This is a genomic window from Chryseobacterium sp. 2987 (assembly GCF_031456375.1).
In the GTDB taxonomy this organism is placed as follows: Bacteria; Bacteroidota; Bacteroidia; order Flavobacteriales; family Weeksellaceae; genus Chryseobacterium; species Chryseobacterium vaccae.
In genome coordinates this window covers 666,854-680,925 of the sequence record NZ_JAVDUN010000001.1, presented here as the reverse complement: position 1 = coordinate 680,925, position 14,072 = coordinate 666,854, and the positions used below count along the sequence as shown (strand labels likewise).

Sequence of the window (14,072 nt, the reverse complement as noted above, 5' to 3'; positions counted from 1 at the left end):
ATGTATCTTACCTTCCTATGGTCTGTCCCTTCGGGTGTTGTGTTCTCAGGTTAAATGTCAGCTATTATTTTGCTGCTGCTCAACTAAAATCAGAATAGTTATATTACCTCTGATGGATTTTGAGGATTTCCTGAGTATTATAATACAAAGATGACTGTTTCAATATACAGTAAGCTACATATATTTATAATAATCTTACATATATCCCATGTTTTACAGATCCTCCAGATTCCCAAATCTTCTCTGTTTCAATTGTTTATAGAAAGAAGGTGAAAGTCCGGTGATCTTTTTAAACTGATTAGAGAGATGAGCAACACTGCTGTAATTCAGCTTATAAGAAATCTCTGTAAGATTAAGTTCATCATATAATAGTAACTCTTTTACCTTTTCCACTTTATTGATAATGATAAAATGTTGCAGGGTCATACCTTTCACCTCAGAAAAAGTGTTGGCCAGATAGGTGTAATCATAGCCTAATTTTTCACTTACATAATCTGAGAAATTTTCCTTGGGAAGAACATCTGAATAATGAATCATTTCTATGACTACATTTTTTATTTTTTCTATCAGGATGCTTTTTTTATCATCTAATATTTCAAGTCCGGTTTTCAGTAAATTTTCTTTCAGGATTTGTCTTTGTTCAGTACTGATATCATCCAATAATTCTACAGTACCCAGATCTACAACGGCATTTTTAATACCCAGCCTCTCCAGTTCCTGATGAACAACCATTTTGCAGCGCAAACTTACCATATATTTTATATACAACTTCATCATCCTTACTATTTATACCTGTCAATCATTTCATTAACAGCAATTTACTCAAAGTTACTTTATTAAATTGGAAATAACTATGATTTATATAACAAATTGAAAGACTATTGCAAAGCTTTCTTTTTTTAATGATCGAGATTTACACTAAACAAAAATATTTTACAATGTCAAAAGAAAAAGACGTAAAAAAGAAGCAAGATAAAACACCACCCTCAAAATCCGCAAAAGAGAAACGGGAGGATAAAATAAACAAACGAAGAGACAGGGAAAATGAAGCCCGAAATACCAGCAACTGAATGGTACCCATAAAAAAAGAAGGAATTATACTTAGAAAAACCGAATTAGCCTTTGAGAGCGAAGGTGTTTTAAATCCGGCTGTCATTCGGGATAATGGGAAGATACATTTATTTTACAGAGCTGTAGCAAAGAACAATTTCTCCAGTATCGGCTATTGTATATTATCGGACTATCAGACCATAGAAACCCGGTTCAGCAGCCCGGTTATTATTCCGGATTCTGAAGAAGAAAAGCATGGTGTTGAAGATCCAAGGATCGTAAAAATTGATCATTTATTTTATCTTACCTATACCAGTTATGATGGCCTTAACACAGCGGGAACCCTGGCTATCTCAAAAGACCTGAAATCATGGAAAAAAGCTGGGATTATAGTTCCCAGGATCTCCTATAAAAAATTTAAGCTTTTAGCAGAATCCCAGGGGCCGATAGCAGAAAAATACAAAAGATTCAATAGCCTGCCTGCCGGTCATAAAAAAAACAAGGATGTATTTCTATGGGATAAAAATGTAGTTTTCTTTCCTAGGAGGATAAAAGGAAAATTATATTTTCTTCACCGTATAAGGCCTGATATTCAAATTGTTGGTATAGAAAATATTGAAGATCTGAATCCTGATTTCTGGGAAGATTATTTTCTGCATTTTAAAGACCATATTGTGCTCTCTCCCAAATATGACCACGAATTAAGCTATATAGGAGGAGGATGCCCCCCGATAGAAACTGAGCACGGGTGGCTGATGATTTATCATGGTGTACATGACACGATTGAAGGATATGTTTACAGCGCCTGTGCAGCTTTATTAGACCTTGACCATCCTGAAAAAGAGATCTCAAGACTCCCCTATCCTCTTTTTAAACCTGAGGAAAAATGGGAACTGAAGGGAGAAGTTAACAACGTCTGCTTTCCCACCGGTGCTATTGTAGAAGAGGATATACTTTATATTTATTACGGAGCCGCAGACGAAAGAATTGCTGTTGCCTCCTTAAGCATCCGGGAACTATTGCAAGAATTACTGCACTACACATTATAATTGATCATTTCATAGGAAATGGCAGACTTTAAAATAAAAATCAACATGAATAAAAATATAAATTCAGACGTGGAGGAAAAAGCAAAAAGACGACCTGTCCAAAGTACAAAAAACACAACTTATTATAGGCCTGAAATTGTCTTTATCAGTACTTTTCCTCCTAAGGTGTGCGGTATTGCAACGTATTCCCAGGACCTGATAAAATCTCTTCAGCTAAAGTTCAGTGAATCATTTAAAATAATTATTTGCCCCATGGAAACTGAAGATGAGAATTATCAGTATCCGGAAAAGATAGAATACCGCTTAAATACATCCGATACGATTTCTTATTTGGAACTGGCGGATAAAATCAATAAAAATGACAATATCCAGCTTGTCATGCTTCAACACGAGTTCGGTTTTTTTAATGAATCCAAAAATGGATTATCTCTTTTTCTCCAGAATGTAAAGAAAGACATCATCATTACTTTTCACACCGTTCTGCCCAAACCCAATCAGGAATTAAAAGAAAAGGTAATGGAAATCAGTCGATTATGCAAATCTATTATTGTGATGACCGGTATTTCAGCGGATATCCTGTCAAATGACTACGATATTCCTTTTGAGAAAATCATCATGATACCGCATGGAACCCATTTATTGCCGTTTATCGATAAAATTTCACTGAAAACAAAATACGGATTGAAGGATAAAAAAGTACTTTCAACATTCGGTTTACTGGGATCCGGAAAAAATATTGAAACAACGTTAAAAGCCCTGCCTGAAATTATCTCTCAAAATCCGGATGTGATGTTTCTGATCATTGGAAAAACACATCCCGGTATTGTAAAGAACGAAGGTGAAAAATATCGGGACTTTCTGCAGGAAACCATTAAAAAGCTCCATCTGGAAAAACATACTCTCTTCATCAACCAGTATTTGCCCTTAGATGAGTTACTGGATTATCTACAGCTTACAAATATCTATCTTTTCACCTCAAAAGACAGACATCAGGCAGTAAGCGGTACCTTTTCCTATGCCATCAGCTGTGGATGTCCTATTATTTCTACCCCTATTCCGCATGCCCTGGAAGTATTGAAAGAAGACATGGGAATTATTATTGATTTTGAAACTCCTGAGCAGCTCTCTAGTGCTGTGAACAAATTACTGCAAAATGAAAATGCACAGGAAAAATTACGGTCAAAAAATTTAGAAAAAATGGCTCCGACAGCCTGGGAAAACTCTTCTGTTTCACATGCCTTACTATTTCAACAATACAGCCAGGATAAAATGACATTACATTATACCTTACCTACCATCAATCTAAGTCACATCAAAAACATGACAACAGATTTTGGAATGATTCAGTTTTCCAAAATCAACAAGCCTGATATAGACTCTGGCTATACTCTGGATGATAATGCCCGTGCCCTGATTGTGGCCTGCAGACATTATGAACTGAACAGAGATGAATCAGATCTTACCTTAATTTCAACTTATCTGAATGTCATCAAGTTTTGCCAGCAACCAGACGGAAGTTTCCTTAATTATGTGGACAGGCAAAAGAAATTTGCCCAACAGAATTATGAAACCAACCTTGAAGACTCTAACGGAAGGGCCATCTGGGCATTAGGCTATTTGCTTTCTATAAAAGAGATTTTACCACAGTTCTATTATGATGAAGCGGATTCTATCATTGAAAAAAGTCTTTCCTCTGTAGAAAAAATTCATTCCACCAGGGCAATGGCCTTTATTATAAAAGGATTACATTATCAGAACTCTGAAAATAATATTCCATTATTAAAAAAACTGGCCGACCGGCTGGTAAAAATGTATCAGCATGAAAAACATAGTGATTGGCATTGGTTTGAAAGTTACCTTACCTATGGCAACAGTTTACTGCCGGAAGCTTTATTATGTGCATGGATTACCACCAAAGACGAAATTTATAAACAAATTGCGGATGAATCTTTCCGGTTTCTGCTTTCTAAAATATTTGCGGAAGGAAATATTAAAGTGATATCCAACAAAGGATGGCTGCAAAAAGAAATTATTAAAAATCCTGAAACAATTGGCGGAGAGCAGCCCATTGATGTTGCTTATACAATTCTGGCATTATCTACGTTCTACAAAGTTTTTAAGGATGAAAAATATTTACAGATGATGAAAGATGCCTTTAACTGGTTTCTGGGGAAGAATCATTTACATCAGATCATCTATAACCCTGCTACAGGAGGCTGCTATGATGGTCTTGAAGAAAAAAATGTTAATCTCAATCAGGGAGCAGAATCTACAGTAAGTTATCTCATGGCCAGACTCTGTTTTCCCCAATAGCAATTCTTAACGACTGCTGCCATCGGATATTTCTGATTAATCTGAAATTTGAAGAAGTACGTATTTAAGGTACTATCGTAATGAAAAGATAGATTAAAAATATAGCGATCAGTACAATTCCCTGCATGATATTGGTTCTGCCTGTTGCCAGTGAAACGGTAATAATAAAAAGTGATAATCCCAGAAGTATCGTGGATTTGATATCAATCCCTAATGACATTCTTATCCCGGTCATTACCGATATAATGGCAATGGCAGGAATGCTCAGGCCAATACTTGCTAAAGCAGAACCAAAAGCAAGATTTAAAGATGTCTGTATCTGATCACTTTTTGCAGCCCTGAATGCAGCCAATCCTTCCGGAAGGAGAACAATACCGGCAATAATAATACCTACCAGAGATCTTGGAGCACCAACAGAAACTACAATATGCTCAACATCCTTTGAAAGAAGCTTTGCCAGCAAAACCACTATTCCCAGGGATAAGGTCAATAATATACAGCTGATATACAATTGTCTTTGCGAAATCTTTTCTTGGCTATCCTTTACAGATTTGTTTGCAGACATCTTATTTTGCGGAGAAATGAAAAAACTCCGGTGCCTGAACGTCTGAATCATGGTAAACCCGAGATAAAGTCCCAAAGAAATCAAAGCTATAAAAAGCAGCTGAAAGGAGGTATATTCACCTCCGAGATGGCTTATTGTATAATTGGGCAGGATAAGCACAAAAATAATAACAGATGTAAGCGTTATTAGGGCCGTACTCACCCCCTGCAGTGTAAAGCTTTGTTCCCTATACCTTAGAGAGCCTATCACAATACAGCTCCCTATGATTCCGGTAAGGATAATCATCACTGCCGCAAAAACCGTATCTCTGGCAAGAGTGATGGTTTCTAAACCTTTGGCTCCCATCATGATGGAAATAATCAACCCAACCTCTATTACGGTAATGGCAAATGCCAGAAGTAAGGTTCCGAAGGGCTCTCCCAAACGATGGGCTATCACTTCGGAATGGTAAACTGCCGCAAGAACACTTCCCATTAGAAATAAAGCGAGAATCGCAGAGTAATACCCTGAAGAAAAAACAGAGTTTCCAAAATAAGAGAGCCACGCCAGAAAGGGAACTAAAAATGTCCACATCCCTAAATATTTTTTTGTATTCATAAAAACAGTACTAATTTTTTACAATTGAATTGTCCTTTAGAGAAAATCAAAAGGGTTTATATTTCCTTTTTTGAAAACAGCTTCGATTACCCGTTTGAAGCAGCTTAAAGACATTATATCAGAAAAATCAGATGGTAAAAAGAAGAAATAGGTCAGAACTTAAAGTTTTCAATTGGCAGCTCAATGCAGTTATGCAGCAAGGTACAAATTATCAATCACTTATTTAGAATTATATAGAAAACATTTTACACCGGAGCTTTTGTTTCAGAGCTAAAAATAATCCGGAAAATCTGCAAAAGTGTGATATGTGCAACATAAAAAAAGCAATCTGTAATACAATAGATTATAAAACACCCAACTTTGTATTGTAGCAATTAAGCTACATTAAAATCCACATTATGGACACCAACCCTAATAAAAGTGACAAATCTTTCAAAATTCCAAAGGACTGGAATGTACAGTCAAAACAACTGAGAGAAAAATTTTCAACATTAACGGATTATGACCTGAAGCTTGAAGAAGGCAAGGAAAAAGAAATGCTTGAAAGAATTGGAAACAGACTCAGAAAAAACCGTGAAGAGGTTCTTAATATTATCAAAGAAATTAATCTTTCATAAATTGTTTCAGGAAAGTTAAAACCTATGAGAAAGGTATATTTATCAAAAAGTTTTAACTGAAAAAGGGATGGAAAATTAAACAGTTCTGTCCCTTTTATTTATAATACCCCCACTCTTTCACCTTTAACCGAACTGTGATGAATCATAAAGAACTTGAAAAATCAAAAGTATATATTACCCGCCAGATTGTAGGCTATATTTCAAATTCTGTTGTCAGCAGAACACTACTGGAAAAAATAACCGGCAATATCTGTGCACTTTCGTTTGATGACAAGGAAGGACTATCAGAAAAAATATCTCCTTTTGATGCTGCTGTGCAGATTATCGAGGGTAAAGCAGAAATCATTATAGACGGAGCATCTTATTTTTTAGAAGAAGGTGAATGCATTATAATTCCTGCCCATAAATCCCATTCGATAAAAGGAAATAAACGCTTTAAAATGATATTAACAATAATAAAAAGCGGCTATGAATAAAGTAGATACCATATCATTTCTAACAAAAAAGATATTAAAAAAAACGATTGAAATTCAAAAAGAATTTCCTGAATTGTATGATCTTTTAGACGAAACTCCGCTATTTTTTTCTTTTGCAGAGAAAAATATCACAATCAGAGATTTAAGACAATATCTTATTTCACTTATAATACAGAAAAAGTCGTTTGAAAAAGGGACTATCAAAAAATATGATTTACAATAAAACTCTAATGAAAAAGCTGAATAAACTTCCCAATAACAGATTGGGGATCAGAAATAAGAAAAACATTTTAAGAAGGACCTATTACTCTCAGTTTGTCGCATTGTTCTATATAAGAAATACCAGTATCACCCTGGAAAGAGATGTAACAGAAATTCTTCGGATGTTAAAGGAACTGCAGCATCTTAATAACAGATCCAGATTGATCTTTAGTACCCATTGCAGCTTAAGCAAACATAATCTGTGGCAGTCTGTTTTAGATGATCTGACTGACAACATAAAGTATATTAAAATACAGTTTGAATATACTCTGGAAAATATGATTAAAAAAAATAAAATCAATTCGTCTATATTCTGGAATCAAAACAAAATTTATACTGCTGAACTGGAAGAGGGCCATAAAAAACTGATCCGGCTTGCTGCTGAGATTTTACCGGAAGAAGAAAGGTTATCATGGAAAACAACCATCTGTAACTTTTATGATGAAATTTTTTCTTTGCTCATCCCACTTACAGCAATATGCAGACTTGAATCAGACTTTATTGAAAAACATTCTCTTAAAATCTTTAATACCATCAGCATGGATATTATTAAAGATATTCCGAAAAATTACACCTTAAAAAAAGCAAAGGAATACGAATATGAGTATTTGAAAGCATTAACAGATTACAGCCATGAATTCAGCAAAAAAAATAATTTCTGGGACAGCCTATTATATATACTTTCTGGCGGAATGTATCAATTACCCACAGAACGTACTATGTTTAAAAGATGGATCAACAGAAAAATGAAAAATAAACTTGTTCAGTCCCATCCAAACTAAATCTATCATCATATTAAATATTCTGCAGTGAAAACAATACACCTTTTTCGGTTTAAAGATTCCATTTTTTGTAAAATCCCTTTCTTCAAAGAAGAGCATAGGTTGAAAACTGATGTAACAGAATTCGATTTAATGAACATTGAAATAGTAACTGAGTATGTCGTTAAAACCCATGATGATTTTACTTTTGAGAACACATCCAGGAATGATCTTTTATCAATGTGCAGAAAAGCTCAAAAAACAATCGAACATTATTTTGTGATAGGGCTGGATAATTATGACATTATATGAAAAGATTACTTAACTACATTTAAAGGATTCTTAAAAGAAGATTTTGAATTAAAACCAGTTTTGTGCAGGATTTCAAGGGTGGTTACCTTACTTTCTGTATTATTTTTTTAAACTGCTGAGGTTCCGTGTAGCCGGAACAAAATGCCCTTCTTACACGAAACCCCTTTTAACAGTTATCTCTTTTTATGATTTTTACAGAATAATTATTCTACAACTTCTATATTGGTTATTTTACCATTTTTCCAAAGAGTAGTTACTTTGGCCTTAGTGCCGAGAACATTGGTAATATTGAAAATATATTTTGATCCGTCTTCCGTAAAGTAAGAAAGTTCCGCTTTATTACTCATCATGTTACTGGCAGTAAGAAAACCTTCCTGTGTTGCAATCTCATGAACATTTTTTCCGGTTTCAACATAAGGGGCAAAACCTTCCAGCAACCCAATGGCTTTATTTTCAGAATAAGAATCAAGGATACGCTGTACATCTTCAGGAATAGAATTTTTGCTTTTTGTTGCAGCCGGGTTCAGAACAGTATATTCTGTCTCGGAAGGAGTGGTAATTACAATTTTGTCGATGGTGGTATTTTCATCTACAAGATAATAAGCATCCTCGAATCCTGAATCTACATCATGCGTATAATACATAAGATCGTCTTCATACTTCAGTTCTTTATCTTTGCTGAAGGCTTTAAGAAAAATCATTTCCTTATTCGGGTTTTTCACCTCTAAATAGATATATTTCTTACCTTTTGGCGCCACTTTCACCATTTCGTCTTTAACCGCACGCAACACTTTTCCTTCCTCCAGTTTTATGATCGTTACAGGATTTTGTTCTACTTTAAATTCTTTGCCTATTTCTACATTGGTAGCCTCTTTTCCGCAAGATGTAGCAAGAAGCGTAAGGGAAAGAAGCGGGATTAAAAAAAACGAGTGTTTTCTCATAAGTTTAATGATTTTGAATTAATAGTATTAGTTGATATGATTATTAAAATTTTTCCTTTTTGAATGATTGACAATGCAATAATAGATGAAAGTGAAATATTAATTTTGATCAATGAACATTTGCCGGAGTTTTAAATACATTCGTTGAGATTTTAAACAAATTTGTCGGAACGACCGTTTTTATTATCAACAGAACTGTACTGTCTTCTGGTTTGGTATTATAATCAAAAAGCAACCTTTATTAAATCAGGCCACCCCTTTCTATAAATTTTCATTTTGGCACCAGAATCAAAGAATTATTTTCTTTTTGACTTGAACAAAAATACTATTTTTCACCATTATTCAATCATAAATAACAGAATTAAAGCACAAATCACATACATAAATACCCATAAGCACTTATTATGAATTAATCAAAAATAAATCAAATTATTTATGAAATATTTATCACCATTACTTTAATAGACTATTGAAAATTAAACCTATATTAAAGTGAAATCCCGTTAAAAAAAACGGGATCACCTATAGGGAACAAGACCAAAAATTCCAGCCATTTGATATTGGCTTTTTTTCGAACTATTTATTTTTTATCATTTGCTGTTTCCCCCTTCTTTGAAATTTCAGTTTTTTCGATGGTGTTCAGTGATAAAATATAAAGAATAACAATCCAGACAGCATTAGCTAATCCAAATAACATTAATATTATGTCTGTCGTTGATAAAATATTCATTTTTTACCGTTTAATTTTGTCTGAAACCATCTTCAACTTATTGAACTTTACATTTTAAAACCGCTGCTTAACCTGAACACGGATTCATTAAAAGACTGGAGGCTGGGAGAAGGAAGCTGGAAGTTAATTTTTAGTTATAATGGTTATTTTTCATGGTTTTTATAGCTTCTATCCCCCGGCTTCAAACCTGTTCCGTATCCCGGGCACTGCCGTTATACAGATCATCAGTTTAAAAATGGCCTGTTGCGATATAGAACATAAGCCAGCCCAGACAGCCGACTGCCAGCCTCCAGATCAGTTTTTTTAATAAATTATTTGATATTGCTTTTCCTGTTTCCAGGTGCCCGTCTGTATTTTCATTGGCCGTTCCCACTTTTTTTGAAAGTTTAGTTCCTGCCACTGCGCTTAATGACAATATATAAAGCACCGCAACCCAGGCTGCATTGGCAAATCCAAGAAACATTAATATCATGCCTATTATTGATAAAGTATCCATGTTTTATTAGTTTTAATTTTATTTTTTTTAATTATTTTAAACTCACTGAGCTTTGGATTTTAAATTATCTAATTATTAAAATTTTAAAACAAGCTCACAAGGATTGCTTTGCTTTTAGGCAGCTACTGTTCTCTTTTTTAAATGCAGCTTATAGCTCATGAAAGCACATGCTGATGAAACTGCTAAAGCAACCAATGCGATTAAAGCAACTGTTTTAGGATTCATTCCTGAGTATTTACCTGCTGCGATATCAGGAGCACTGAACCATACCGCAAGTGCCAGAATGGCTACTGCTATACTTAGTTTTGTTACCAGTTCTTTTTTCATAAATGCTGTAATTACCATTACAAAAGCCAGAACCGCTAACAAAATCCCTAATTTCCCTGTATATTCCACCTGCCATCTTGGAGGTGTTTTTGATATAATATCCAGATTTTCCTGAATCTGAGGATCATCTATCTTGGTAATGTCTACTCCTTGTTTCTTTAATTCATCAATTTCTTTTTGTGCATTATCTACCATAGCGTAGACCTGGTCTAGCTTTTGAGAATCTCCATCAGTTCCCATTCTATTTTCTATACCCTTAAATTGAAATACAGATAAAGCTCCGCCTATTATAAAGGCTAAAACCATAAAAATTAAAGTTAATACTCTCATAAAATTGTTGTTTAAATTGAATAATGGTTAATAATATTTTATGCTTTACTCAAGCACTTTTCAAAAATAAAGTAAAAGTTTTTTCAGGTTTCAGTGAATGAACATTCGTAAGGAATCCGAGGAAATTCGTTGAGCTTCCGAATTTGTGAATACTAAAATGGATGTACCTAATACTCGTAATTTTTTATTCATGCTCTCAGTTGTTACATCCGGATTCGTTTCCGGATGGTTATTAGTTTTTTATTTATTTTGTTGTGTAGACTACGGCTTTTTATGGTTTTACAGCTCGAATATACAGCATTGTTCATCGTGAATTTCAGCCAATGAATATTCGCCGGATATTAAAAAATATCTGATGGTTTTTACAGGAAATCTGTTTTCTAAAATTTAAAATCTCTGGTTACAGTTCAAAAGTTTGGCAAAGGTTGTCCAGAAGCATTAAAAACTCTTCTTTTTTCCGTACCGAAAGTGGTATAGCCGTTTTGTTTTTCATGATAATGGTATTCCCGCCATCGGCTTTAATAAAATGATCAAAGTAGGCCATATTAATTAAATGCGATTGGTGTGTTCTGAAGAAATTAAATGGGGTAAGCATGTTTTCATATTCCTTCAGATTGGTAGAAACCACCAGCTTTGGAGCATTGATGAAATAAAAGGTCGTATAGTTTTTATCCGACTCACAGTTGACAATATCCTGAATATTCACAGAATAGATCTTCTCAGCGGTTTTAAGGATCAGATTCTGGAGATTCTTCGGGCGCTCGAGATTGGCAAACAAATTACTGAGCTTCATATCAAAAATATCTTTGCTCAAAGATTCTTCTGCTTTTTTTACAGCTTCAATCAATTCGCCGGTATTGAGGGGTTTTAATAAATAATCAATAGCAGAAAAGCGGAAGGCTTTTATGGCAAAGTCTTCGTATCCTGTAATGAATATCACTTTAAAGGTAATGGGGCTTAGTTTTTGAAGCAGATCAAAACCGGTACCATCGGGCATTTCTATATCCAGAAAAACAATATCGGGTGACAGCTGTCTGATTATTTTTATTCCTGACTCCACTGAATCGGCCTGTCCGATGATACTGATATTCGGGCAGTTGTCCTTAATCAAAGTACCGTTCTTCTGTCTGATTTCTTCATTGTCATCAATTACGATGGCTCTTAACATGGTTGCGCTAGTTTTCACAAATATAAGGTATTTTAAACATAACTTTGGCTCCTTTCAGCTTTCCTTCCGAATCTACCCTGTTTTCTGATATAATTTCAAAATTTTTGTTTTGGGTATAATTCAGCAGTCGCTCTCTGGTAATTCTCATCGCCATTGATTTATGGCCAGGCTGCTTCTTTTCATCATTGAAGCCCAAACCATTATCCGTTATTTCAAAGAATAATTTTTCATGGTTTAACGAAAAAACAATTTCAATCATCCCTTTTTCATCCTTATTTCTCATCCCGTGTTTAATTGAATTTTCGATAAACGGCTGAGCAAGCATTGGAGGTATAAAAAAGGATTCCGTATCAGATATTTTTTCAACATTGATCCTGAAATCAAACTTGTCTTTGTACAGAAGTTGCTGTATGGATAGGTAATTTTCAATCATATCCACCTCTTCTTTCAGCGAAATATAATTCTCATTAGAATTTTCCAGGATCTGCCTTGTCAGTTTGGAAAAGCTATCCAGATAGGATACGGCAACCGTCTCTTTCTGGTTGATAATAAGACTTTGAATGTTATCTATTGAATTGAAAATAAAATGAGGGTTCATCTGGGAAAGCAAAAGCTTCTGCTTGATCCTGTCTCTTTCAAGAACTGTAATTTTCTGCTTCTGTCTGTTGTTCCGGTAATAAAAATAACCTCCAAGCACCATCAGCAACAAGGTTCCCGAAAGCGCGATTAACCAGTTATTCTTGGTTGCTTCCTTTTTTTCGGCCTCCAGTTTTAAATTTAGTTCTTTTTTCTCGTAGCTGTATTTAAGCTGTTGCTGTGCCAGTGCATTTTTAGACGCTTCGGTTTTGCTGGAATCGTTTAACTTCGCCTGAAATTCATAGATTTCCAGTGCTTTTTTGAAGTTATTGTTCTTTTTGAGAACTTTCAGCAATAAGTCTGAGGCGTTCTCCTGAAGCTGTAAATTTTTGATTTTTTTTCCTAAGAGAAAACCCTCCGATAAAAAGGACTCTGACTTGATAAAATCTTTTTGCCGGTAATAGAGATCCCCTAAATTAATATAGGCATTGGCTTTTGATAATTCGTCATCATTATTTTCCAAGGCTTGTTTCAGAAAAGTTTCGGCTTCCGGGTATTTCCCCTGCTCCATTTTTACCTGTGCAATTTTACTCAGACATATGCTGGAATAAGGGACATTGCTCACTTTCTTAAAATAAGCAAGTGCCTTATTAAAATAGTTGAGTGCTTCTTCATATCTTTTCGAAGACAGATAATATGTGCCGCAGTTTATCATTGCTTCACTCAGACGGTATTCATCTTCTCCCGCCAGTTTTTTCTTGGAATTAATATAATCAATGGTTTTTTTGGAATAGGCAATAGCTTTGTCATATATTTCCTGATCTCCGTACAGGGTTGCCAGTGTATTGTTGACATAGGAAATGCCGTCCTCATTCTCTTCAGGATCTTTCTCAAAATACTTTAATGCGGTGAACAGACATTGTATGGCTTTTTCCTTATCATTAATCTGGGAATAGAAAATTCCTTTGCCCACCAACACATAATTCATTTCGTAATATGCCCCTACGGATTTAAAGAGTGCCATACTTTTATCCAGGTAGAACACTGTTTTCACAGCATCTCTTTTCACGGTATACTGTCCGCCTAGGTTGGAATAATAGGCAGCCAGATATTTGGTATATTTTACATGCAGATCCTGTGGGTTTGTGTTTTTTAAGTTTTTTGAAGCCAACTTCCCCATCATTTCATTCAGTTCCTGTGCCCTTTTATCATTGGCAGGTATCTCGTCCATTACCGTGCCGATGCTTACCAGCTTGGTAGTATCATGTATTTTGGGATTCTGCAATACTTTTTTCAGAGAATCAATCGTTCTGTCCTGTGCAAAAGAACCAGAAGACATAAAAGACAGAAATGCAGTTACGGCTATTAGTTTAGTTTTATACATAAAGAAAGTGAAAGAATAAATTTCAGTCGCAAAAGTAAGTATTTTAGGCACTTTTACCTAGTCATATTTATTTTTCTCTGTCTTTATCTTATTTTTTTCTGTCTTTTTAAAGAAATATG

At 34.7% G+C, this 14,072-nt stretch carries 16 protein-coding genes; 8 read left to right on the top strand and 8 right to left on the bottom strand.

Annotated elements, in window-relative coordinates:
* Positions 1–213: 213 nt before the first annotated feature.
* Entirely contained in the window at positions 214–774 is a 561-nt protein-coding gene (locus tag J2Y40_RS03085) for an AraC family transcriptional regulator (RefSeq protein ID WP_231128792.1), read from the bottom strand.
* Between the two features lie 164 nt (positions 775–938).
* On the opposite strand from J2Y40_RS03085, the gene J2Y40_RS03080 reads away from it, so the two are divergent.
* The 3 genes from J2Y40_RS03080 to J2Y40_RS03070 are packed head-to-tail and all read left to right on the top strand — an operon-like array spanning position 939 to position 4,412.
* Positions 939–1,070: a hypothetical protein gene (locus J2Y40_RS03080; protein WP_309996806.1), complete on the top strand. Its 132-nt coding sequence runs from the start codon at positions 939–941 to the stop codon at positions 1,068–1,070.
* Positions 1,071–2,099 carry a pesticidal protein Cry7Aa gene (locus J2Y40_RS03075; RefSeq protein WP_153393755.1) on the top strand — a complete coding sequence of 343 codons (1,029 nt, stop codon included), beginning with the start codon at positions 1,071–1,073 and terminating at the stop codon, positions 2,097–2,099.
* A 45-nt stretch (positions 2,100–2,144) separates the two neighbouring features.
* Entirely contained in the window at positions 2,145–4,412 is a 2,268-nt protein-coding gene (locus J2Y40_RS03070) for a glycosyltransferase (protein ID WP_309996802.1), read from the top strand.
* A 64-nt stretch (positions 4,413–4,476) separates the two neighbouring features.
* On the opposite strand, the gene J2Y40_RS03065 is transcribed toward J2Y40_RS03070, so the two are convergent.
* Positions 4,477–5,574: a calcium:proton antiporter gene (locus tag J2Y40_RS03065; RefSeq protein ID WP_153393759.1), complete on the bottom strand. Its 1,098-nt coding sequence runs from the start codon at positions 5,572–5,574 to the stop codon at positions 4,477–4,479.
* Positions 5,575–5,972: 398 nt separating this feature from the next.
* Between J2Y40_RS03065 and J2Y40_RS03060 the strand changes: the two genes are divergently transcribed.
* The 5 genes from J2Y40_RS03060 (at position 5,973) to J2Y40_RS03040 (ending at position 8,001) form a co-directional block, all read left to right on the top strand.
* The gene (locus J2Y40_RS03060) at positions 5,973–6,191 is read left to right on the top strand and encodes a hypothetical protein (RefSeq protein ID WP_153393761.1); all 219 of its coding nucleotides are present in this window, start codon (positions 5,973–5,975) and stop codon (positions 6,189–6,191) included.
* Between the two features lie 137 nt (positions 6,192–6,328).
* Positions 6,329–6,667, top strand: a complete 339-nt coding sequence (locus J2Y40_RS03055) for a cupin domain-containing protein (protein WP_153393762.1) — start codon at positions 6,329–6,331, stop codon at positions 6,665–6,667.
* On the top strand, positions 6,660–6,890 hold the full coding sequence (locus J2Y40_RS03050) for a hypothetical protein (protein ID WP_153393764.1): 231 nt from the start codon (positions 6,660–6,662) through the stop codon (positions 6,888–6,890). The genes J2Y40_RS03055 and J2Y40_RS03050 overlap by 8 nt, the downstream gene beginning before the upstream one ends.
* Positions 6,891–6,897: 7 nt before the next feature.
* Entirely contained in the window at positions 6,898–7,710 is an 813-nt protein-coding gene (locus J2Y40_RS03045) for a hypothetical protein (RefSeq protein WP_153393766.1), read from the top strand.
* Positions 7,711–7,842: 132 nt separating this feature from the next.
* Complete coding sequence (locus J2Y40_RS03040; protein WP_231128648.1) at positions 7,843–8,001, top strand: hypothetical protein; 159 nt, start codon at positions 7,843–7,845, stop codon at positions 7,999–8,001.
* Positions 8,002–8,204: 203 nt separating this feature from the next.
* Here the strand turns inward: J2Y40_RS03040 and J2Y40_RS03035 are convergent, their stop codons facing one another.
* From J2Y40_RS03035 to J2Y40_RS03010, 6 genes are all read right to left on the bottom strand, one after another.
* Entirely contained in the window at positions 8,205–8,942 is a 738-nt protein-coding gene (locus J2Y40_RS03035; protein ID WP_153393770.1) for a hypothetical protein, read from the bottom strand.
* Positions 8,943–9,522: 580 nt separating this feature from the next.
* A complete protein-coding gene (locus tag J2Y40_RS03030; protein WP_153393772.1) occupies positions 9,523–9,672 on the bottom strand; it encodes a hypothetical protein in 150 nt (49 codons plus the stop codon).
* Between the two features lie 229 nt (positions 9,673–9,901).
* Positions 9,902–10,168, bottom strand: coding sequence for a hypothetical protein (locus J2Y40_RS03025; RefSeq protein ID WP_153393774.1), 267 nt, complete (start codon positions 10,166–10,168; stop codon positions 9,902–9,904).
* Between the two features lie 114 nt (positions 10,169–10,282).
* Positions 10,283–10,825 carry a hypothetical protein gene (locus tag J2Y40_RS03020; RefSeq protein ID WP_153393776.1) on the bottom strand — a complete coding sequence of 181 codons (543 nt, stop codon included), beginning with the start codon at positions 10,823–10,825 and terminating at the stop codon, positions 10,283–10,285.
* Positions 10,826–11,225: 400 nt separating this feature from the next.
* Positions 11,226–12,011: a LytTR family DNA-binding domain-containing protein gene (locus tag J2Y40_RS03015; protein ID WP_153393778.1), complete on the bottom strand. Its 786-nt coding sequence runs from the start codon at positions 12,009–12,011 to the stop codon at positions 11,226–11,228.
* The gene (locus tag J2Y40_RS03010; protein ID WP_153393780.1) at positions 12,001–14,004 is read right to left on the bottom strand and encodes a tetratricopeptide repeat protein; all 2,004 of its coding nucleotides are present in this window, start codon (positions 14,002–14,004) and stop codon (positions 12,001–12,003) included. The genes J2Y40_RS03015 and J2Y40_RS03010 overlap by 11 nt, the downstream gene beginning before the upstream one ends.
* Positions 14,005–14,072 lie beyond the last annotated feature (68 nt).